Origin of the sequence: Paraclostridium sp., assembly GCF_051657365.1 — a bacterium.
GTDB lineage: Bacteria > Bacillota > Clostridia > Peptostreptococcales > Peptostreptococcaceae > Paraclostridium.
Window position 1 is genome coordinate 58599 of record NZ_JBOFKN010000033.1, and the last position, 23930, is coordinate 82528.

General features: G+C 28.4%; 19 protein-coding genes and 1 riboswitch. Of the genes, 3 read left to right on the top strand and 16 right to left on the bottom strand.

The window, feature by feature from the left end; translation table 11 throughout:
• Positions 1-3: 3 nt before the first annotated feature.
• Entirely contained in the window at positions 4-633 is a 630-nt protein-coding gene (locus ACRCYC_RS02550) for a redox-sensing transcriptional repressor Rex (RefSeq protein ID WP_438617607.1), read from the bottom strand.
• Between the two features lie 135 nt (positions 634-768).
• Here ACRCYC_RS02550 and ACRCYC_RS02555 point away from each other — a divergent pair, with 135 nt between their 5' ends.
• Positions 769-2682: an ABC-F family ATP-binding cassette domain-containing protein gene (locus ACRCYC_RS02555; RefSeq protein WP_438617608.1), complete on the top strand. Its 1914-nt coding sequence runs from the start codon at positions 769-771 to the stop codon at positions 2680-2682.
• A 111-nt stretch (positions 2683-2793) separates the two neighbouring features.
• Positions 2794-4170, top strand: a complete 1377-nt coding sequence (locus tag ACRCYC_RS02560) for an MATE family efflux transporter (protein WP_438617609.1) — start codon at positions 2794-2796, stop codon at positions 4168-4170.
• A gap of 191 nt (positions 4171-4361) precedes the next feature.
• Here the strand turns inward: ACRCYC_RS02560 and ACRCYC_RS02565 are convergent, their stop codons facing one another.
• The 11 genes from ACRCYC_RS02565 to tsaE all read right to left on the bottom strand — a co-directional run bounded on the left by ACRCYC_RS02565 (position 4362) and on the right by tsaE (position 17379).
• Positions 4362-4499, bottom strand: coding sequence for a hypothetical protein (locus ACRCYC_RS02565; protein ID WP_438617610.1), 138 nt, complete (start codon positions 4497-4499; stop codon positions 4362-4364).
• A 26-nt stretch (positions 4500-4525) separates the two neighbouring features.
• Complete coding sequence (locus ACRCYC_RS02570; RefSeq protein ID WP_438617611.1) at positions 4526-6349, bottom strand: glycoside hydrolase family 13 protein; 1824 nt, start codon at positions 6347-6349, stop codon at positions 4526-4528.
• A gap of 31 nt (positions 6350-6380) precedes the next feature.
• Positions 6381-8801 carry a glycogen/starch/alpha-glucan phosphorylase gene (locus tag ACRCYC_RS02575; protein WP_438617612.1) on the bottom strand — a complete coding sequence of 807 codons (2421 nt, stop codon included), beginning with the start codon at positions 8799-8801 and terminating at the stop codon, positions 6381-6383.
• Between the two features lie 14 nt (positions 8802-8815).
• Positions 8816-10261: a glycogen synthase GlgA gene (glgA, locus tag ACRCYC_RS02580; RefSeq protein WP_438617613.1), complete on the bottom strand. Its 1446-nt coding sequence runs from the start codon at positions 10259-10261 to the stop codon at positions 8816-8818.
• A gap of 13 nt (positions 10262-10274) precedes the next feature.
• Positions 10275-11402 (bottom strand): glucose-1-phosphate adenylyltransferase subunit GlgD, encoded by a 1128-nt coding sequence (glgD, locus tag ACRCYC_RS02585; protein WP_438617614.1) that lies wholly within the window; start codon positions 11400-11402, stop codon positions 10275-10277.
• Positions 11403-11415: 13 nt separating this feature from the next.
• A complete protein-coding gene (locus tag ACRCYC_RS02590) occupies positions 11416-12543 on the bottom strand; it encodes a glucose-1-phosphate adenylyltransferase (protein WP_438617651.1) in 1128 nt (375 codons plus the stop codon).
• Positions 12544-12593: 50 nt separating this feature from the next.
• Positions 12594-14495 (bottom strand): 1,4-alpha-glucan branching protein GlgB, encoded by a 1902-nt coding sequence (glgB, locus tag ACRCYC_RS02595; RefSeq protein WP_438617615.1) that lies wholly within the window; start codon positions 14493-14495, stop codon positions 12594-12596.
• Positions 14496-14746: 251 nt separating this feature from the next.
• Entirely contained in the window at positions 14747-15760 is a 1014-nt protein-coding gene (gene tsaD, locus ACRCYC_RS02600) for a tRNA (adenosine(37)-N6)-threonylcarbamoyltransferase complex transferase subunit TsaD (RefSeq protein ID WP_438617616.1), read from the bottom strand.
• Positions 15761-15762: 2 nt separating this feature from the next.
• A complete protein-coding gene (gene rimI / locus ACRCYC_RS02605) occupies positions 15763-16221 on the bottom strand; it encodes a ribosomal protein S18-alanine N-acetyltransferase (protein WP_438617618.1) in 459 nt (152 codons plus the stop codon).
• Positions 16211-16927 (bottom strand): tRNA (adenosine(37)-N6)-threonylcarbamoyltransferase complex dimerization subunit type 1 TsaB, encoded by a 717-nt coding sequence (gene tsaB, locus ACRCYC_RS02610; RefSeq protein WP_438617619.1) that lies wholly within the window; start codon positions 16925-16927, stop codon positions 16211-16213. Before tsaB ends, rimI begins: the two co-directional genes overlap by 11 nt.
• Positions 16927-17379 carry a tRNA (adenosine(37)-N6)-threonylcarbamoyltransferase complex ATPase subunit type 1 TsaE gene (gene tsaE / locus ACRCYC_RS02615; protein ID WP_438617620.1) on the bottom strand — a complete coding sequence of 151 codons (453 nt, stop codon included), beginning with the start codon at positions 17377-17379 and terminating at the stop codon, positions 16927-16929. Before tsaE ends, tsaB begins: the two co-directional genes overlap by 1 nt.
• A 169-nt stretch (positions 17380-17548) precedes the next feature.
• On the opposite strand from tsaE, the gene ACRCYC_RS02620 reads away from it, so the two are divergent.
• Positions 17549-18394: a GNAT family N-acetyltransferase gene (locus tag ACRCYC_RS02620; protein WP_438617621.1), complete on the top strand. Its 846-nt coding sequence runs from the start codon at positions 17549-17551 to the stop codon at positions 18392-18394.
• A 92-nt stretch (positions 18395-18486) separates the two neighbouring features.
• Here the strand turns inward: ACRCYC_RS02620 and ACRCYC_RS02625 are convergent, their stop codons facing one another.
• The 4 genes from ACRCYC_RS02625 to prfB all read right to left on the bottom strand — a co-directional run bounded on the left by ACRCYC_RS02625 (position 18487) and on the right by prfB (position 23928).
• Positions 18487-19092 (bottom strand): ECF transporter S component, encoded by a 606-nt coding sequence (locus tag ACRCYC_RS02625; protein WP_438617622.1) that lies wholly within the window; start codon positions 19090-19092, stop codon positions 18487-18489.
• Between the two features lie 121 nt (positions 19093-19213).
• A riboswitch (FMN riboswitch) is annotated at positions 19214-19333 on the bottom strand.
• Between the two features lie 71 nt (positions 19334-19404).
• On the bottom strand, positions 19405-20562 hold the full coding sequence (locus ACRCYC_RS02630; protein ID WP_438617623.1) for an amidohydrolase: 1158 nt from the start codon (positions 20560-20562) through the stop codon (positions 19405-19407).
• Between the two features lie 9 nt (positions 20563-20571).
• Positions 20572-22722: a Tex family protein gene (locus tag ACRCYC_RS02635; protein ID WP_438617624.1), complete on the bottom strand. Its 2151-nt coding sequence runs from the start codon at positions 22720-22722 to the stop codon at positions 20572-20574.
• 92 nt (positions 22723-22814) lie between these two features.
• A protein-coding gene (gene prfB, locus ACRCYC_RS02640; RefSeq protein WP_438617625.1) for a peptide chain release factor 2 occupies positions 22815-23928 on the bottom strand; the annotation gives its coding sequence in 2 pieces (ribosomal slippage) (positions 22815-23864 and positions 23866-23928; 1113 coding nt in all).
• Positions 23929-23930 lie beyond the last annotated feature (2 nt).

Sequence of the window (23930 nt, forward strand, 5' to 3'; positions counted from 1 at the left end):
ATACTATTCAGCCTCATTCATAAGGTATGATAAAGTAAATAAACTCTCTGTTAAGTTTACATTTTCAACTATAACATCTTTTGGTACTTCTAAATCTAACGGTGCGAAGTTCCAAACTCCTTTTATCCCAACTTTCACAAGTCTGTCTACAACATCTTGTGCCCCATTTTTAGGTATACATAAAATAGCTATATCAATATTATTTTCTGCCACGAACTCTTCGATGCTTTCAGAATCTAGAATTTCAAATTCTCTAATTTTTAAACCTATCATTCTTGGATTTGCATCAAATAAAGCTTTAATTTTAAATCCAGCTTTAGTAAATCCAGAATAGTTAGCTATAGCTTGACCTAAGTTACCAGCACCAACTATTATTGAGTTATAAGTTCTAGATAAACCTAATATCTTACCTATCTCATTGTATAGTTCTTCGACATTATATCCGTATCCTTGTTGCCCAAATCCACCAAAGTTGTTTAAATCTTGTCTTATTTGAGATGCTGTAAATCCTATTATATCACTTAGTTCTTTAGATGATATTCTTTGTATATCTCTATCTAGTAAATCTCCTAGATATCTATGATATTTAGGTAGTCTTCTTATTACAGCCATCGAAATATTTCTATTACTCATATTCTCACCTCCTCTATAGTCCATAATCCCTATTTGCATATAAACTATGCTATTTTTTTAACATAGTACATATATCCTTGATTATATTATATCAAAACATTATAATTTTAGATAGTTTAAAGGAGGTATAAATTTATGATTGTTTTGTCGTGTAATAACTTAAATAAAAGTTTTGGAATAGATACTATATTAGAAAATATTAGTTTTACAGTAAATGAAGGTGATAAAGTTGGTATTATAGGAGTTAACGGAACAGGTAAAACTACTTTATTCAAAGTGCTTACCGGAATATATGGATACGATAGTGGAGATATATTTCTTGGTAAAGGTGTAGAAATAGGATACCTTGAACAGAACACCAACTTCCAATCTGAAAAAACTATATATGAAGAAGTTTTAGAAGTTTTCTCAAATTTAATGGAAATGGAAAATTATCTAAGGAATTTAGAAGTTAAAATCGCAGAAGAAAGTTCAAATCCAAATTCAAAGGAACTGGACAAGCTTATGAACGAATATTCTCACAAACTTGAACTATTCTCAGAATTAAATGGATATGGATATAAGTCGGAAGTTAAAGGAATTTTAAAAGGACTAGGTTTTTCTGATAAAGAAATGGAAACTCCAATAAATATTTTATCTGGTGGAGAAAAAACCAGAGTGTTACTTTCTAAATTATTGCTTAAAAATCCTTCACTTCTACTACTAGATGAGCCTACTAACCATCTTGATTCAGATGCTATAGAATGGCTTGAGGTCTTCTTAAAACAATATAAAGGTACTGTTATTCTTATTTCACATGATAGATATTTCTTAGACCAGGTTGCTAATAGAGTATTTGAAATTCATAATAAAAAACTTAAAACTTATAATGGTAACTACTCTAAGTTTATAGAATTATCTAAAACAGAAAAAGAATTAGAAGTAAAAAAATACGAGGATCAACAAAAAGATCTTAAAAAACAAGAAGAATCTATAGAAAGACTTAAAGCGTATGGTAGAGAAAAACATTTAAAAAGAGCTAGAAGTAAAGAAAAAATGCTAGACAAAGTTGATGTTTTAGATAGACCTGATGTATTTAGAAAAAAAGCAAGTATCCAATTCAGCCCTACTACTTCTAGCGGTACTGATGTTTTAGAAGTAAAAGGTGTTTCTATGGGTTACGGAGAAAGAGTTCTTTTCAAAGATATAAATTTCAATATATATAGAGGCGAAAAAGTAGCATTAGTAGGTGCTAATGGAATCGGTAAATCTACTTTATTCAAAATTATTATGAATGAAATAGTTCCTTTAACGGGTTCTACTAAGATTGGTACAAATGTTCATGTGGATTATTTCCATCAAGAGCAAAAAACTCTTAATCTTGAAAATTCAATTATAGATGAAATTTGGAATGATCATCCTCAGTTAAATCAAACAACACTTAGAAATATGCTTGGTTCATTCTTATTTGAAGATGAGGAAGTATTTAAAAAGATTTCTACTTTAAGTGGTGGTGAAAGAGCTAGGGTTGCTATACTAAAACTTATATTATCAAACTCTAACTTTTTATTACTCGATGAACCTACTAACCACCTTGATATAGACTCTAAAGAAGTTTTAGAAGAAGCATTGCTTAATTATACAGGAACTTTATTTACAATATCTCATGATAGATACTTCTTAAATACTGTTGTTGATAAAATACTGGTTCTAGACTCAGAAGGTATAACAGAATATCTAGGAAATTACGACTACTATATTGAAAAGAAAAAACAAATTACAGAAATGAATACAGTTGAAGTGGTAGAAGAAAAAACAAAAACTCAATTGAAAGATGAGAAAAGAAAAGAAAGAGAACAAAGGGAATTAGAAAAAAAACATAGAGTTAAAAGGCAGAATATAGAAAAAGAAATCGAAGAAATTGAAACTAAAATAGAAGAATTAGATATCCTTATGTGTGAAGAGGAGATTTATTCTAATCCTGAAAAATCTAAAGAAGTTAGTCAAAATAAATCTAATTTAGAAGAAAAATTAGGTGATTTATATAATGAATGGGAACAGTTAATGTAAACTGTTCCTTATTTTTTTGATAATTCTGATATTACCATAAGAAATTAGTTGCTATGTATACGTTGTTTATATTACGATAGTAGAGACATTAAATTTTTAGGAGGTGTTTTTTTGGATAATATTTTAAATCTAAATGATGAAAATAAAAGATTTTATAAATTGTTAATCTCACTTTGTATACCTATAATAGTTCAAAATCTGATTTCTACATCAGTTAACATTATAGATACAGTTATGATTAGTAGTTTAGGTGAAATTTCAGTTGCTTCCATAGGAGTAGCAAATCAATATTTTTTCCTATTTAATATGACTTTATCTGGCTTAACAGGTGGAGCAGGACTATTCATATCTCAGTTTTTCGGAAAAAATGATGTTAAAAATATAAGAAAAGTTACTGGATTAAATGTACTACTTGGAATAATACTTGGTTTATTATTTTTTATACCTGCATTTGTATTTCCTAAAGTTATAATACATTTTTTCTCTTATGATCCAGAAGTAGTAAAACTTTGTATTGATTACTTTAGCATTATAGCTTTCTGTTATCCTTTAATTGCCGTTAGTATGGTATTTAGCATGGGATCTCGAAGTGTAAGAAATCCTAAATTAGGTATGATTTGTAGTGGAATAGCACTTATAAGTAATATTATTTTAAACTATGCTTTAATATTTGGTAATTTAGGGTTCCCTGCATTAGGTGTAAAAGGTGCTGCTATAGCTACTGTTATAGCTAGAATTGTAGAATTTTTACTTTTAATAGGTTATGTTTATCTAGCTAAAAAAGATTATATTTTAAAATTTAATATCTGCGATTTAAAAGCTATTGATAAGTCATTTATAAATGTGTTCTTTTCTAAAAGTGCGCCTATACTATTAAATGATACTGGTTGGGCAATAGGTACTGTTTTATATTCTGTAGCTTATTCAAAAGCAGGTACGTCTGCAATTGCTGCTAGTCAAATAGCTACAAGTACTGGTAATTTCTTTATTATGACTGCTGTTTGTGTCGCTATAGGTGCCTCTATTATGCTAGGTAATGAACTTGGTGCCGATAATAAAGAACTAGCTATCGACTATGCTAAAAAATTCTCCAAAATTGTTCTTATTGTAGGTACAATTTTCGGTATTCTTCTTATATTCAATATACCTATGTTACTTAAGATGTTTAGTGTTTCTGAAAATCTTACTCCCGATATCGTTAAGATATTCGTTATTATGGGATTATTAATGGGTCTAAAATCTTTTAACGTTCTTTTAATTATAGGTATTTTAAGAAGCGGTGGAGATACTAAGTATTCTTTATTTTTAGAATTAGGTTGTATGTGGTTTGTTTCTCTTCCCCTTACTTTTATATTTGCTATTAATGGTGCTCCTATTTACGTACTTGTTCTTCTTACTTATTCAGAAGAAATTGTTAAGTTTATATTTGGTGTTCCTAGAGCATTATCTAAGAAGTGGGTTGCTAACATTGTAAAAGAAATTAATTAGCTTTATTAGGCGCTTGTTGGAATAATAGTTGTTTCATTCGCTGAAAGACCGATAGTACATGGTCTTTAACGCTACTTCAGCAACCATTATTCCAACTTCGCTAATTTTATAATATGTTTTCTGTTTTGCCTTCTTATATCTTTCTTTCAAATACTAAATCTACATTGCCTATCTCACCATAACTTCCAGCGCTAGATGGAATTTTTTCTATGATCATCTCCTCCTATAAACATTCCTTTAACTGATACTTCTATAAATTTATACTCATACATGTAATTTGCTCCTAGTTTTAATTTAAATAAAAAAACCACAATAAAAGAAATTCTCATGTATCCTTCATTGTGGCTTTATTTTATTATTTTAGTAGATTAATCAATTTAAAATCCTTTGGCTTTAAATTAAGTACAACTTTATCATCTTTTATATTGAAAAATCCATCTATAAGATTATCACATTTATTATGTAACCATTCTTTAGTATCTATTTCTATAGCTTCTTCATTTTCTGATCTATTTATTAATATTAAATTAGCCTCAGTATTTTCAACATATCTAATATATCCAAATACATTTGGATTTTTTATATTTAAAAACTTTGTATTTCCTGTTACTAATACTTTGCTTTGATTTCTGTCTTTAATAATTTTTTTATAAAAATTTAATATATCCTTATCTTCATTTTTCCATGGATATGTTCTTCTGTTATCCGGGTCTGTTTCCCCTAATAATCCAGCTTCATCTCCATAATAAACATACGGTACACCTTCAAAAGTCATTTGCATTGCAACTGCTAATTTAAGTAATTCTTTATCTTCATTTAGCTCGGTAAGTATTCTCCTTGTATCGTGAGTTCCCAATAAATTCAAGTTACACTTAAAAGCTTCTTTTGGATAATTTTCTTTAACTGTCATAATTTTATTGTATATTTCATTAGAATCCAATTTACCAGTTAAAAAGTCTATAACCATATTTTTAAACAAGTATCCAGTTACTCCATTTAATTGATTTCCTAAAAGATACTTTCTTCTTTCTTCATAGCTAATTTTATTCGATGCATCTTCCCATACTTCACCTATAAGTATTGATTCTTCATTCACTTTTAAACTTTCATTTCTTAATTCTTCTATAAATTTAGTTGGTAGTTCATCTACTACATCCAGTCTCCATCCTTTTACTCCAAAATCCATCCATTTTTTTATTGCACTATCTTCATCTTTTATAATGTAATCTATATATGAAATTTCCATTTCATTAACGTTTGGAAGTGATTTAACCCCCCACCAACAGTCATATTTTTCAGGATAATTTTCAAAGTTATACCAAGATGCATATTGAGATTTTCTAGACTGATAAGCACCTAATGAATCGTAATTACCATATTTATTAAAGTATATACTATCATCACCAGTATGACTAAATACTCCATCTAATATGATACTTATCCCTTTATTTTCTGCTTCTTTGATTAGTTCTTTAAATATTTCTTCATCTCCAAACATAGGGTCAATCTTTTTATAATCACCTGTATCATATTTATGGTTACTTTGTGATTCAAATATTGGACTAAGATATATTATACTTACCCCTAGAGTTTTAAGATAATTTAACTTGCTAATTATTCCTTTTAAATTTCCCCCCTGGAAGTCCCATCTTACTACTTCATTTTCACTATTTTTTATATACATAGGGGTATCTTCCCAATTTGCATATATAAAACTATTTTTTTTAGTATTGCTTATTTTTCCAACTTTATTAAATCTATCTACAAATATATGATATAGTACACCTTCTTTAAACCATTTAGGTGTATTTATTTTTTTACTTACAGTAAGTTGATATTTATTTATGTCATTTATATTATAATAAACTATAGATTCTCCATTATGAAATTTCTTACCATAATATCTAGTTTCTACATTTTTATCTATAATTTCTATAGTTTTAAAATAATAAAAATAAATATTTTCTTTATTTATTTTATATTCATGTATTCCAAATTCATCACTTGAAATTCTACTCATTTGTATTTCTTCTATAACTTCTTCATCTGTTTCTAAAATAAAATATACATCTTTTACATTTTCTGTAGATTTTATATTTATCTTTAGCTGTTCCCCTAATTCTAAAGCCCCGAAAGGTTTTTTGAAACTTTCTAGCCAAGAATTATATGTTATATTCATTTGCTTCCCCCACCTTTATTTTTAAACTGAATTATTTCTTATACCATATATCCTTAGCATATTCATTTATAGTTCTATCCGTTGAAAATATTCCTGAGTTAGCTATATTTATTAATGACATCCTATTCCAATTTTCTTTATCTTTATACAAATCATTTACTTTTTTCTGAGCTTCTATATAATTTTCAAAATCTCTTAATACAAAAAACTCATCATTATAAGTTATTAATGAGTTATATATTTGTCTTCCTTCTTCTCCTATATTAGGTATAAATCCATTTACTAAATCATCAACAACTCTTTTTATATAAAAATTATTGGAATATATATCTGCAGCTGAATATCCACCATATTTGTTGTATTCTAAAACTTGATGTGCTAATAATCCAAATAAAATTATATTTTCATCTCCCACTTGCTCATGAATCTCTATATTAGCCCCATCTAAAGTTGCTATCGTTATAGCTCCATTCATCATAAACTTCATATTACTAGTTCCTGAAGCTTCTTTTGTAGTTGTAGAAATTTGTTCACTTACATTTGCTGCTGGTATTATTCGTTCTGCCAAAGATACTCCATAATTTTCAATAAAAACTATTTTAAGTTTTTCATTAACTCGTTTATCATTGTTAATTTTTTGTGCTAATTCATTTATGAATTTAATAATACATTTGGCTAAATAATATCCTGGTGCTGCTTTAGCTCCAAATATGAAAGTTCTTGGTTCTATATCTAAATTAGGATTGTCTATAAGTTCGTGATATAAGTGAAGTATGTGAAGTGCATTCATAAGTTGACGTTTATATGCATGTAGCCTTTTTATTTGAACATCGAATATAGAGTTGGGATCTACTATTATTCCATTTTTATTTTTTATAATTTTAGCTAATATAGCTTTATTATCTAATTTTATTTTTTCTAAATTATTTAATATATTAATGTCATTTTTATATTTTTCTAACTTTTTTAATTGCATTGTATCTTTTTCCCAATCGTTACCTATAGTTTCAGTTATTAAACTTGATAATGTAGGGTTGGAAATCATTAACCATCGTCTATGTGCAATTCCATTGGTTTTATTGTTAAATTTAACTGGATCATCTTCATAAAAATCTTTTAATACTTCTTTTTTTAATATTTCTGTGTGAAGTTTAGCAACTCCATTTACACTACTACTTCCAACTATACTCAAATTTGCCATATTAATATTATTGTTTGATATTATAGCCATTCTATTTATTTTTTCAACATCAGATACATATCTTTGGTTTAATTCATTACAGTATCTTCTATTGATTTCTTCTATTATCATATAAATTCTAGGAAGTAACTCTTTTACCATACTAATCTTCCATTTCTCCATAGCTTCTGCCATTATAGTATGATTTGTATACGATATTGATTTTTTCGTTATATTCCAAGCTTCATCCCATCCAATTCCTTCTTCATCCATAAGTATTCTCATTAATTCTGGAACACATAATGATGGATGTGTATCATTAATATGAATAGCTATTTTTTCATATATTTTACTTATTTTAACTTTATTTTTTTTACACTTTTTAATTATATCTTGTATTCCTGCACTAACTAAAAAATACTCCTGTTTTAATCGTAATATTTTTCCAGCATCATTAGAATCGTTAGGATATAATACTTGAGATATTTCATCTATATAATATCTATATTGTAGTGCATCATGATAACTTCCATAGCTATTTTTAGCATCCTTTAATATAGGATCAAAATCTTTTCTTGGTATATCAGATTTAAATAATCTAAGAGTATTTATATATTCATTGTTATAGCCTACAATTGGAATATCGTACGGAACAGCCATTACAGGCATATAATTTTTATGAATTACGTTTAGTTTTCCATTTTCTTGTATTAATTCAATATCTCCTCCAAACTTAACTATAACAGCTTTATTTGGTCTAACCGTTTCCCATACATAAGATTCTTCTTTTAACCAGTTATCTGGTACTTCTATTTGATGTCCATTAACGAACTTTTGCTCAAATAAGCCATATTTATATCTTATCCCATATCCATGTCCACTTATATTAAGTGATGCCATAGAATCCAGAAAACAAGCTGCCAATCTTCCCAATCCTCCATTACCTAATGCAGGATCAACTTCAGCCTGAATTATATCTTCTAAATTAATATCCATATCTTTTAAAATAGATTTTACTTCTTCTTCTATCCCTAAATTAAGAAGATTTGATTCTAATTGTCTTCCTAATAAAAATTCTATGCAAAAATAATAAACTTCTTTTTCTTTGTCAATTCTGCTTTCTTTCCATATATCAGCTATCTTAGATTTCAATACATTAACTAATACATTTAATATTTGTTCATTATTAGCTTCCTCGATATTTTGTTTATATAAAAAATCCATTTGTCTTTTAAGTTCTAACTTAAATTTCTCTCTATTTATGAGAGCCAATACTATCAACTCCTTTATCTAGCTATTTCATTGTATGTCTCTAAATATAACTTTGCTGACTTATTCCAACTACTATCTGTATTCATAGAATTTCTAACTAACTTAGACCATACATCTTTTTTATTTTTATAAATATCTATCGCAGATTTTACACAATAGAACATTTCATGTGCATTATAATTTGCAAAGCTAAATCCATTACCTTCTCCAGTATATTGATTATAAGATATTATAGTGTCTTTAAGTCCTCCAGTTTCTCTAACTATAGGTATAGCTCCATATCTCATAGCTATCAATTGACCTATTCCACATGGTTCAAATAAAGATGGCATTAAAAACATATCTGATGCTGCATATATTTGTTGAGCCAATGATGCATCAAAAGTTAATGTTGATGCAACTTTATTTGGGTATTTACCAGAATAATAATTCAACATAGAATGGTATTGATCTTCTCCCGTACCTAAAACAACTAATTGTAAATCTTCATCTATTATCTCTGGCATCATATATGAAAGTAAATCCAATCCTTTTTGAGATGCTAATCTAGAAACCATTCCAATCATTGGAATATCTGGGTTTACTTCTAACCCTAGTATCCTTTGCAATTCTAACTTATTTTCAATCTTATCTTCTATAGAGTTTACATCATAATTACGAACTATATTTTTATCAGTAGCCGGATTATTAATTTCATAATCTATTCCATTTACAATTCCTTTTAATTTATGTGAATTCGCTTTTATTAATCCATCTAAACTTTCTCCATAGTATTTAGTTTGTATCTCATTTGCATAAGTTGGACTTACTGTGCTTACCTTATCTGAATATACTATGCCTGCTTTCATAAAATTGACTCCACCATAATACTCTATATGCCCATCATCTAAATACCACCTTGGTATAGATAATGTATCTTCTATATTTTTATTAGAAAATACACCTTGATACTGCAGATTATGTATAGTATACATAGTCTTTATATTTGAATATCTTCCATCATCACCATAATGTTCTTTTAAAAATAGAGGTATCATCCCTGTATGCCAATCATTTAAATTCATTATATCTGGATAAAAATCTATTCTTTTTAAAGATTCAAGTACTGCATTACTAAAAAATGTAAATCTTTCTACATCATCTTCATATCCATATAAATATGCATATTCTCCATCTCTTTTAAAATAAAATTCATTATCTATAAAGTAAAACTTAACTCCATCTAATTCTAACTCTAGTAAACCACAATATTGGTTTCTCCATGCTACATTTACATTAAATACTGCTACCCTTTTCATTTCATCTTTTAAATACTTAGGTATATTAACATATTTAGGCATTATAACCCTTATATCTACACCCTCTCTTTTTAAAGCTTTAGGAAGCGCATATGATACATCTCCTAACCCACCTGTCTTTGCGAAAGGCCAACATTCGGCTGTAACAAAAAGAACTTTCACAACTTATCCCCCTCTATATACTCACATTTTTTTCTACTACTAATGGTAATTTTATATCTCCCTTTAATTCTTTTCCTTCTGATATAACTGTATTTTTATCTAATATAACATTATCTAATATAACATTTTCTTCTACTTTACCACTTTGCATAATTATAGAATTTTTAATTACTGCACCTTTTTTTATGTGTACCTTTCTAAAAATGATACTATCTTTTACATCCCCTTCTATAACACATCCAGTAGCAACAAATGAATTTTTCACATTTGATGTTTCTGTGTATAAAGTTGGTGGCTCATTTTTTTCCTTAGTAAATATCTTTCTATCTGCGTAAAACAATTCATTAGCTATATCTACATCTAATAAATCTTTATTAGCTTGAAAATAAGTACTAGTAGAATTTATACATTTTAAATATCCATTATACTCATACGAACCGACTTGTAAATTTCCAATACTTTCGTTTATACAATCTTCTATATGAGTATACTCCCCATTAGATACAGCCTCATACAACATATCTATTAATAATCTTTTTCTCATTATATACATATCCATAGATATATTAGCTTGTTTTTCTCTTCCTAAATTTATCCCCATCCCAGAAATTTGATTTCCTTCTTTTATATTTAACATTGATGTTCCCAAAAAATCTTCATTTGCATTGTTTACACTCTTATAAATTATAGTTATACTATTTTTCGAAGCCTTGTGATAGCTTAAAACTTTTTTATAGTCCATATTACAAATCATATTGCTAGGAGCTATTAAAACATATTCTTGCTTACTCTTTTCTATATAATCGATATTAGAAAAGATATTGTAAATATCACCTTTTTTTATTTGTCGATACATTTGCTCTTTAGTATTTTCTGGGCTAAAAACAAATAATCCATCGTTTTTAGCAGATAAATCCCAATGACTTCCATTACCTAAATGATCTGTTAATGATCTGTATTTTTGATCCGAAAAAATACCAATATTTTTCATTCCCCCATTTACCATATTAGATAATGTAAAATCTATTATTCTATATCTTCCTCCAATTGGAATAGATGCAACTACTCTAGAATCACTTAGTTCTTTTAAGTTATCACCTTTTTTATTTAAATTGATTATCCCCATACATTCCTTATTCATAATCTAAATCCCCCTATACTAATTCCATAGCTACTACTTCAAATTCAGATACAATGCTTATACTTCCATCATCACTAGATATATTGCAATCATCTTCTATAATTGCCCCTTCACCTATCATAGCTTTTTCTATTATTACATTTTTACCTATTTTAGCATTAGACATTATTACAGAATCTTTTATAATACTACCTTCACCTACTGTAACTCCATGTGATAATACGGAATTTTCAACACTTCCAAAAACCCTACATCCATCTACTAATATAGATTTTTTAACATCAGCATCTTTGCCTAAATATTGAGGAGGCATAGCCATCGTATCTGTATAAATTCTCCAATTATAATCATTCAAATCAAACCCATTATCAGGATTAATTAAATCCATATTAGCTTGCCATAAGCTTTCTATAGTACCTACATCTCTCCAGTATCCATCAAATTCATACGCATACATACTTACTTTATCTTCTAACATTTTAGGAATTAAATTTTTACCAAAATCTATATATGCTTGTTTTGATTTAAAATAACTCTTTATTGTTTTCCAATTAAATATATAAATTCCCATAGAAGCTAAATTGCTCTTAGGTTTTTCTGGTTTTTCATCAAATTCATACACCGTTCCATCTTTTTTTGTATTCATGATCCCAAATCTACTTGCCTCATCCCAATCAACTTCCATTACAGCAATTGTAACATCTGCATTGTTAGATTTATGTTCTTCTAACATATGGCTATAATCCATTTTATAAATATGGTCTCCTGATAATATAAGTACATATTCTGGATCGTAACTATCTATATAGTTCATATTTTGATATATTGCATCTGCCGTTCCTTTGTACCAATTTCCTTCTTTCTCATTCATATATGGCTGTAATATAGATAATCCACCATTTCTTCTATCTAAGTCCCAGTGGCTTCCTATCCCTATATGTGCATTTAGCAATAATGGTCTATATTGAGTTAATACTCCTACTGTGTCTATCCCCGAATTTGAGCAATTACTCAAAGCAAAATCTATTATTCTATATTTACCTCCAAATGAAACAGCTGGCTTTGCTATATTTTTAGTAAATACTCCTAATCTTGATCCTTGACCCCCTGCTAAAATCATAGCTATCATTTCTTTTTTCATCATTTACTACTAATCCCCCTATTAAATTTAATAATAAAATTAAAATGTACTTAGATAATTATATCCTTGCCTTTTATAAATACTGCGCCTAACGGCGGAACTTTTATATTTATTGAATAGTCTTTATTATGCCAGTTTAAATCTTGTGAATATAAGTTAATCCCTTCCATTGTTTGACCTGAACCATAATATTTAGTATTGTCACTATTAAAAACTTCTTTATATAAACCTTTATACGGAACCCCAATTCTATATTGGTTGTAAACCACAGGTGTAAAGTTTAATACAGCGATTATAAAATCTTCTTTTTTCTTTCCTTTCCTCATTAAAACAATTACGCTTTGATTTATATTATGTGGGTCTATAAAATCAAAACCTGAATGGTGATTATCTATTTCATACATAGCTCTTTCATTTTTATAAATATGATTTAAATCTTTTACATAATCTTTAATTTTTCTATTTGATTCGCTGTTAAGCTCATTCCAATCTAAGCCATATTCAAATCTCCATTCTAAATCTTGTGCAAATTCACATCCCATAAATAATAATTTTTTTCCTGGATGCATCATCATATATGCATATAATAATCTTAAATTGGCAAATTGTTGCCATTCATCTCCTGGCATTTTGTTTAGTAAAGATTTTTTCCCATGAACAACTTCATCATGGGATAGGGGCAATATAAAATTTTCTGAAAAAGCATACATAAATGAAAAAGTTATAAGTTCATGATGATACTTTCTATATACAGGATCCATTTCCATGTATCTTAACGTATCATTCATCCACCCCATGTTCCATTTATTATCAAATGCTAATCCCCCTTTATATGATGGTCCTGTTACCATAGCCCAAGATGTAGATTCTTCTGCTATTATAATTGGATTTTTAACTTCTTTATGTACAATTTCATTAAACATTTTCAAAAATTCTATAGCTTCAATATTCTCTCTACCACCATATTTATTAGGTTTCCAATGCCCTATATCATAGTCTAGATATAACATACTTGATACAGCATCCATTCTTATTCCATCTGCATGAAATTTTTCTAACCAAAAGATAGCATTAGATATTAAATAACTTTGTATTTCTAATTTTCCTAAATCAAAATGTGCAGTTCCCCATCCTACATTTTCAGCTTTAGTTTCATCTTCATACTCAAATTGATTTGTTCCATCAAATTTGTATACTCCATGGTCATCTTTGCAGAAATGACTATATGCAAAATCAAGTATTACTCCAATCTCTTTTTCATGACACTTATCAATAAATTCCATTAAATCTTTAGGTGTTCCATATCTGCTAGTAGCACTATAATACCCTATAGTTTGATACCCCCAAGACATATCTAATGGATGTTCAGTTATAGGCATTATTTCTATGTGGGTATATCCCATATCATGTACATAGTCTATCATTTCATATAATTCATCATAACAAAAAAATTCTCCATCCCACTTCCTTTTCCAAGAACCTAGGTGGACTTCATATATATTCATTGGCTTATCATTATAAGTATTTTTTTCTCTTTTTTCTATCCAGTTTTTATCGCTCCATTTATAATTATCTATATCAAAAACAACAGATGCTGTGTTTGGTCTTTTTTCTGATAAAAATGCATAAGGATCTGATTTTAATTTACTTTTCCCACTGATACCAACCACATTGTATTTATACTTTGCTTTATAATCCATTTTAGGTATAAATATATTCCATACTCCGCTATCTTCTATATTAATCATAGGATATAATTTATCATCCCAATCATTAAACTCTCCAACTAAATAAACAGCTTTTGCATTAGGTGCCCATAATGTAAATGTAACTCCCTCTACCCCTTCATACTCTACTTTATGAGCTCCCATAAATTCATAACTCCTATAACTTTTTCCCTCTTTAAATAAGTTTATATTATAACTGTTTATAATATCTTCATGCTTCTTCAATATAAATTCCCCCATTGTAATTACCTCATTAGTTATAACTTTCGAACATGTAAAACATATATTTTTAATTATATCTTAATTCATACTTTACTATATAAAGTATTTATCCAAAAATTCAGACTTAAATATCTAATTTTCATATTATTTCTTTCATATAAATTATATTTTTGCAATTAATTACAAAATCTTAATTTAAAATTTTATAAAAAAAAGATTAGGAAATATTTAATTTATCTCCTAATCTTTCTTTGTTATTGACCTATTTTTAAATTCGGAACAGCATTTAAGCTCATGTCATCTCTTCTTCCGTTAATAAAACTATAATATCCAGCACATCCAATCATTGCTGCATTGTCTGTACATAATATAAGCGATGGGTATTTAACTTGTATATTTTGTTTTTTAGCCATTGCACTTAGTTTTTCTCTAAGTGCAGAATTAGAAGCAACCCCACCCGCCAATGCAATAGTATCATATCCTTTTTCTTTAGCCGCTTTTACAGCTTTTTTCGATAGTACTTCTACTACTGCTTCTTGGAAAGATGCTGCTACATCCTCGACTACTATTTTTTCATTTTTCATTTTTTTAGCATTTAAATAATTTAAGACTGCTGATTTTAATCCACTAAAACTAAAATCATATCCTTCATCCATACAAGCTCTAGGGAAATCTATAGCTTTTTTATTTCCGCTTTTAGCTAATTTATCTATTATTGGACCACCTGGGTATCCTAAATCCATAGCTCTTGCTATTTTATCAAATGCTTCTCCTGATGCATCATCTTTAGTTTTTCCTAATATCTCATATACTCCATAATCTTTTACTTCAACTAAATGAGTATGCCCACCTGAAACTATTAAAGTTATAAAAGGTGGTTTTAAATTTTTATCTTCTATATAGTTAGCACTTACATGACCTTCTATATGGTTAACTCCTACTAATGGTATATCTAGGGTATATGCTAAAGTTTTAGCATATGATAACCCAACTAAAACAGCTCCTACTAGACCTGGTCCATAAGTTACTGCTATATTGTCTATATCATCAAAAGTTACATTTGCTTCATCTAAAGCTTCTTGAACAACCATAGATATATTTTCTATATGCTTTCTAGATGCTACTTCTGGAACAACTCCCCCAAATTTCTTATGTAATTCTATTTGAGTAGATATTATATTACTTAAAATTTCTCTACCATTTTTAAGTACTGCACAAGCTGTTTCATCACAACTTGATTCTATAGCTAATGTTATTATATCTTTCATACTTACACCTCTTTTAATTGGCTCCACATTATCATTGCATCTTCTTTATTGTCACTGTAATATTCTTTTCTTATACCCGCTAGCTTAAATCCATATTTTTTGTATAAATTCTGGGCTACTATATTAGAAACTCTTACTTCTAGTGTCATCGCAAAGATATGATTTTCTTTGCATTTTTTTACAAGATGCATTATAAGTTTATCGCCTATCTTTTGTCCTCTATAATCGCTATGTACTGCAACATTAGTTATATGACCTTCTCCTGCTATAAACCATATGCCTACATATCCAACTATTTTTCCATCTATTTCTGCTACTAAATATCTAGCAACATCATTTTTCATTTCTTTTTCAAATTCACCTTTAGACCAATAATGCTCAAAACAGTTTTTTTCTACTTCAAAAACTCCAGATACATCATTTGAAGTCATATCTCTTACTATCAAGTTACTATTTTCCATTCTCTAACCTCTTCATTTTTTCTTCATACTGAACCTCTGCTTGAGACTTTCTTATATACATTGGGTTTATAGAATGACAATTGTGAATATCTATATTTTTTTCATATTTCATAATGCCTAACACGCATAAACTACTTGCCTTGTTTACATTGTTAGATGCTGATGCTATAGAAATATTCTTTACTTCAGAAAGCTTGTCTATATATAAAGATGTAGCTTCTCCAACTAATATAAATTCTTCATCTTTACTTGATAGTTCCTCTATAAGTTCATCAACAGCTATTACATTTACATCTTCTACAGTTTTAAATTCATTATTTTCAAATTTGTATTTACCTGTATATACTTGATTTCTTTGCGCATCTATTATAGAACATATCGTTTTATCGCAAAGGTTCATATTAAATGCTAATGACTCTAGCGAATTTACACTTATTATTGGTAAGTTTCTTACATGTGATATAGCTTTTGCAGTAGCCATTCCGATTCTAAGTCCTGTAAATGAACCCGGTCCTATACATATAGCTATTGCATCAATGTCTTTTATACTTAAATCACTTTCTTTTATCATAGACTCAATCATTAACATAAGTTTTTGTGAATGAGTTCTCTTAGAATTTATAGTGTACTCACATATTAATTTCTCATCTTCGATAATACATACACTTGCTGCTTGTGTAGAAGTATCTATACCTAATATTTTCATTACTTAGCCAACTCCTTAACTATTTCTTCATACTTTTCTCCCTTTGGAGTTAATATCATTTCTCTTCCTGTTTCTTTATAGTTCATTTCTATATATAAGTATTCATCTGGAAGTATATCATCTATTAAGTTTGCCCATTCAATTATACAAACTCCGTCTCCATTTATATACTCATCAAAACCTATATCATACATTTCATCACTACTTCCAATTCTATACACATCAAAATGATATAAAGGCATTTTTCCTTCATACTCATTTACTATTGTAAAAGTAGGACTTGTTATATAATCATCTACTTCTAAAGCCTGTGCCAGACTTTGAGTCATAGTAGTTTTTCCTGCTCCTAAGTCTCCTATTAAACAAACTACACTCTTAGGTGTTAACAAATTACCTAGCTTATATCCAATTTCTCTTGTTTGTTCTTCATTTTCTAAATATATTTTAACCATCTATATCATCTCCATAAATAAGACTTCTTTATTTAAATTATAATGTAACAGATATTATTATATTATAACCACATACTATTATAAAGGCTTAGATTTACAAAGTTTTTATTCTATATCATATATTTGTGTAATTTATGATAATATTATTTATTATAAAGGGGGCGATTTTTTGAATTATAAAATTCTTACACATGAGGATTATGACGATATAGTCGATATTTCTAAAGATATTTGGGATGGACATGATTATTTACCTAAAATATTTCATAAGTGGGTTGATGAAAAAGAAGGTTGTTTTCTAGGATTAATAAAAGATGATAAAGTTGTTGCAGTTGGCAAATATACAATCCTACCAGACAAACAAGGGTGGCTTGAAGGACTTAGAGTACATATAGATTATAGAGGTCAACAGCTTGCACACGCTATTTCAGATATGTTATTTAATTTAGCAAGAGAAGATTTAAAAAATAAAAAAATCACTAATATTGCAATGTGTACTCATATAGATACTCAAGCTAGCATTAAAATGATGAAAGCTAAAAATTTTCATTTAGAACAAAGTTGTCTTATTATATTTAAAGACTATGATTTTGTAAAAAATTCAAACTTAAATATTAATGATTTTAAAATAGAAACTTGGAAAATATCTTATAATGATTTTAAAAATCTAGATTACTTTAAAACTTGCAATAATAAATTAACTTATGGATTTACATTTTTAAATTTATGCGAGACTATTTACAATGATTTAGTTGAAAGTAATTCATTAGTAATAGTTAATGGGCATAAGTGCATAGTTAAAATGAAAGGATGTCCTTCTATAATATGTATAGATAATACATTTGAAGGAATAAATGATGCTACTAACTACTATTTATTGAAATATAAATCTAAGGAAGCTGAAATTTATATAACAAATCCTTATGATGAACTTATAGATAAACTTAAAAATAATAATTTTGAATCTATGTCTAACTTCGAAAAAGACTGTGTTTATTATGTATATAGTAATTAATTTTTTATAAAATAAATAATCTATTAAAAAAATGAGTATACTAGGGTTATTTTTATTACCCTAACATACTCATTTCTTATTTATAAACTAATTTATTTTTTAAGTATAACTTCCATTTTTTTATACAGAGGCAATGTTACTAACGAAATCACAACAGCTTTTACCAAATTAAAAGGTGCTATCATCCAAATAACAAAACTTCCTAAATCAGTTACTTTTGGATTTATCATATTACCCATATTTATTATAGCTTCCATTGGCATTACTGTTCCATAAAAAGGTAACAGCATATAGTAATTAGTTAAACATCCTATTACAATCATAGCCATAGTTCCTAATGTAAATCCTAATAATAATCCTTTTAAACTTTTTCTTTGTCTATATACCAATGATACTATAACCACATAAGACCCACCTATTAATAAATTTGCTATTTCTCCTATCCATGCAGTTGTTGAAGCTGTCATAGCTTGAAATAAATTTTTTATAAGTACTATTGTAAAACCTGCAATTGGACCTAGCGTCATCCCTCCAAATATAGCCGGAACATCTGATATATCCAATTTTAAAAAATCTGGAAATATTCCCGGTATCGGGATAGATATAAACATAAGTATATAAGATATTGCTGATAATATTGCTATCTTCGTCATCGTATTAGTTGACATTGACTTCCTTCTTTTCATTATTTGTTGCATTTTAGTACCCTCCTAATGTTATTTATATTAGGAAAAAATAAAAGCCCGAAGAATCTCTTCGAGCTTAGTTTTTGAGTATATTAAAAATAAATACATGTATTTATATGTTTTATACGCTTTTACTAATCCTCTCTCATCCAGACTTTACTGTCGGCCTTGGAATCTCACCAAGTCATGCTACAAAATGTAGCTCGCGGGCTATACCGCCGGTAGGGAATTTCACCCTGCCCCGAAGATCTTACGTGCTATTTAATTTTCCTTACACTTATATATTATTAAGTATCTGCTTATATGTCAATAATTTAATTCCAATTATTTTCTATAAACTACTTTACCATCAATTATAGTGTATAATACATTACTTTGAATTTCTAGTGGATTGTTATCCCATATAACTATATCTGCATCTTTACCTATTTCTATAGATCCAACTCTATCTTCTATCCCTAATGTTTTAGCTGAATTTATAGTTATCGCTTCTATAGCTTTTTGTGAGTCCATCCCATGTTTGACTGCAATTCCTGCACATATTGGTAAATAATGAAGAGGAACTACTGGATGATCCGTAGTTAATGCTACATCCATTCCAGCGTTAGATAATATTCCAGCTGTATCAAAAGTTAAATTTCTAAGTTCAATTTTAGATCTTTCTGAAAGTGATGGTCCAACTACAACTGGATATCCTTCTTCCATTAAATCTTCAACTATTAAATGTCCTTCTGTGCAATGGTCCAGTGTTAATCTTAAATTAAATTCTTTTGCTATTCTTATTGCTGTAAACATATCATCAGCTCTATGCGCATGAACTTTAAATGGGATATCTCTTCTTAATACAGGTAATAAACTTTCCATTTTAATATCATAATCTGGCTTTTCATTTTCATCATCTTCTTCATAAAGAAGTATTGCATCTAAATATTCTTCAGCTTCTTTCAAAGTTTCTCTTAACATAGCAGCTATTGCCATTCTAGTTTGAGGAGTTTTATCGTCTTGTCCATAACAGCTTTTTGGATTTTCTCCAAATGCTATTTTTGATGCTACAGGATTTTTTATGACCATTTTATCTATTCTTCTACCAACAGTTTTTATTGCTATACATTGTCCTCCCATAACATTAGCACTACCAGGAGTACTACATGCAGATGTTATTCCTCCATTTCTAGCTTCTTCAAAACTTCTATCCATTGGATTTATTCCATCTATTGGATTTAAATGAGGAGTTATCGGATCTGTTTCTTCATTTCCATCTGCTCCTTCAAATCCCATTCCATCTTCCCATAAACCTAAATGCGTGTGTGCATCTATAAATCCTGGGAATACTAAATTTTTATTAGCATCTATAACTTCTACATCTAGTGGTGCTACTATATCCGTTCCTATTTCGATTATTTTCCCGTTTTCTATAAGTATATCACCCTGAATTACTCCATTAGTAACAGTATTTATAATTCCATTTTTTATAAACAGCATTTATTCCTCCTATATTTCTTTAACATCTCTCATAGTTAAAGAAACTCTCTGTGTTTTTAAATCTACCCCTATAACTTTTACATCTATTACATCGCCTACTGTAACGATAGTCATAGGATCTTTTACAAATTTATTACTCATTTGTGATTTATGAACTAGCCCATCATTTTTTATTCCTATATCAACAAACGCTCCAAAGTCTACTACATTTCTAACCGTTCCTTTTAAAATCATATCTTCTTTTATATCTTCAATTTTTAATACATCAGTTCTAAGTACAGGCTTCATACCTTCTTCTCTAGGGTCTCTTCCTGGTTTTTTTATTTCAGATATAATGTCTTTTAAAGTCATTACCCCTACCTCTAATTCTTCACTTAATGTATTAAGTCCTATATCTTCTATCTTAATATCTATATCATTTATACTTCTATCTTTTAAATCATTTAATGAATATCCTATTTTATCTAAAAGCTTTTTACATACATCATAACTTTCTGGATGTACAGATGTATTATCTAAAGGATTTTTAGCATCTATTATTCTCATAAATCCTGCACATTGAGTAAATGCTTGTGGTCCTAATCTTTTTACTTTTTTAATTTGAGCTCTAGATGTAAAGTCCCCATTTTCTTCTCTATATTCAATTATATTTTTAGCTATAGTTTTGCTTATTCCAGCTATATGTTCAAGTAATGAATATGATGCTGTATTTAAATCAACTCCAACAGAGTTTACTGCATCTTCAACAACACCACCTAGTACTTCTTCTAACCTTTTTTTATTAAGATCGTGTTGATATTGTCCAACACCTATACTTTTAGGATCTATTTTAACTAATTCAGCCAATGGATCTTGTAATCTTCTTGCTATTGATATCGCACCCCTTATAGATACGTTTATATCTGGATGTTCTTCATTTGCAAGTTCTGATGCAGAGTAAACCGATGCCCCTGCTTCACTTACTATTGTATATTGAACCTCTCTGTTCATTTCTTTTATCATTTCAGAAACAAATTGTTCTGATTCTCTTGATGCAGTTCCATTTCCTATAGAAATTATATCTATATTATGCTTTTCTATAAGCTGTTTTAAAATTTTCTTTGCTCCTTCAGCATCATTTTGAGGCTTAGTTGGGTATACAGTTGTGTAATCTATAAGTTTTCCATTCTTATCTACTACAGCTATCTTACATCCAGTTCTATAAGCAGGGTCAAATCCCATTACAACTTTATCTTTTACCGGTGGTTGAAGCAATAAACTTTTTATATTTTGACCAAATACACTTATAGCTCTTTCATGTGCTAAATCTGTCAAATGATTTCTTATTTCTCTTTCTATTGAAGGAAAAATCAATCTTTTATATGAATCTTCTATAGATAATTTTATTTCATCTTCATTAGATTTATTATTATTATTAATATAAGTAGCAACTATATGATTTACTATTTTTTCATTATTTATCTCTAATTTAACTTTTAAAAATTCTTCTTTCTCTCCTCTATTTATTGCAAGAATTCTATGTGGAGCCATAGTTTTTACAGCTTCACTATATTCATAATACATATCATAAACAGACTTTTCATCTTTAGTATTTTTAGTGCTTATTATACCTTCTCTTAAAGCTAAATCTCTTATATACTTTCTCAGCTTAGCATCTTCTGATATTATTTCAGCTATTATATCTTTTGCACCTTTTAACGCATCTTCTTGTGAATTAACGTCTTTTTCTTCATTTATATATTTTTTAGCCTCTAGAGTTAAATCTATTTTTTCATTTAACATAGCCATAGCAAGTTCTTCTAACCCTTTTTCTTTTGCTATAGTTGCTCTAGTTCTTTTCTTTTGTTTGAATGGAGCATATATATCTTCAACTTCTTGAAGAGTTTTAGCTTGTTCTATGTTTTTAACTAATTCATCAGTTAATTTTCCCTGTTCCTCTATAATTCTTCTTACATCGTCTTTTCTGCTTTGTAAGTTTCTTAAATATGTTAATTTATCATAAAATGCTCTAAGAGTTACATCACTCATTTCTCCAGTCATTTCTTTTCTATATCTAGCTATAAAAGGTATCGTATTTCCTTCATCTATAAGTTTTATAGTATTTTCTATCTGCGAGTCTCTTAAATTTAACTCTGATTTTAAAATTTGATTTATATCCAATTTAAATTCCTCCTAAAATTCACTTTTCTCCAGTTTATAAGCTCTTAACATTTAAAAGAAGGCTTAAGAATTAACTTCTTAAGCCTTAAGTTCTATGAATTATTTACTTTGCTCATTTTTAAATATTCATTTATAAATAAATCTATATTTCCATCCATTACACTATCAACATTTCCAATTTCAGCATTGGTTCTATGATCTTTGACTAATTTATATGGTTGGAATACATAAGATCTTATTTGACTACCCCAAGTTATTTGTGAATATTTACCCTGTAAATCTTCTATCGTTTCTTTTTGTTCTAATTCTTTAAGTTCTATAAGTTTTGCCATTAGCATTCTCATAGCAGTATCTTTATTACTGTGTTGAGATCTTTGATTTTGGCATTGAACAACTACACCTGTTGGTATATGTGTTATCCTTACTGCCGAATCAGTTGTGTTTATATGCTGACCTCCAGCTCCAGATGCTCTGTAAGTATCTATTTTTAAATCCGAAGGATTTATATCTATACTAATGCTTTCGTCTAATTCTGGTATAACATCTACCGAAGCAAAAGACGTATGTCTTTTACCCGATGGATCAAACGGTGATATTCTTACCATTCTATGAACACCTTTTTCGCATTTTAGATATCCATAGGCATTTAAACCTTCTATTTGTATAGTAGCACTTTTTATACCTGCCTCTGTGTCAGACAATAAATCTAAAGTCTTAACCTTAAATCCTTTAGCATTAGCCCATCTATCATACATTCTAAGCAACATTTCAGCCCAATCTTGAGCATCTAACCCGCCTGTCCCTGCATTTATAGATAATATAGCGTTATTCTTATCATATTCTCCGCTTAATAAAGTTTTTATTTTAACTTTATCTATCTCATTTTCAAGAGAGTTTATAGTATTATCAACTTCTTTTTCTAACGACATATCACTTTCTTCTTGTGCTAACTCTAAAAGAACTTCTATATCTTCTAAAGATGATTGTAGATGATTGAACTCATCTACAATATCTTTTAAATTTTTATTTTCTTGAAGAACTTGTTGTGCTTTTTCATTATCATTCCAAAACTCTTGCTCACTCATTGTTTTTTCATTTCTAATTATTTTTTCACTTAGGCCTTCTATGTCAAAGAGAAGCCCTCAATTCTTCTATATTTTTAAACATGTTTTCTATCTTATGTCTATATTCTTGTATATTAAGCATGT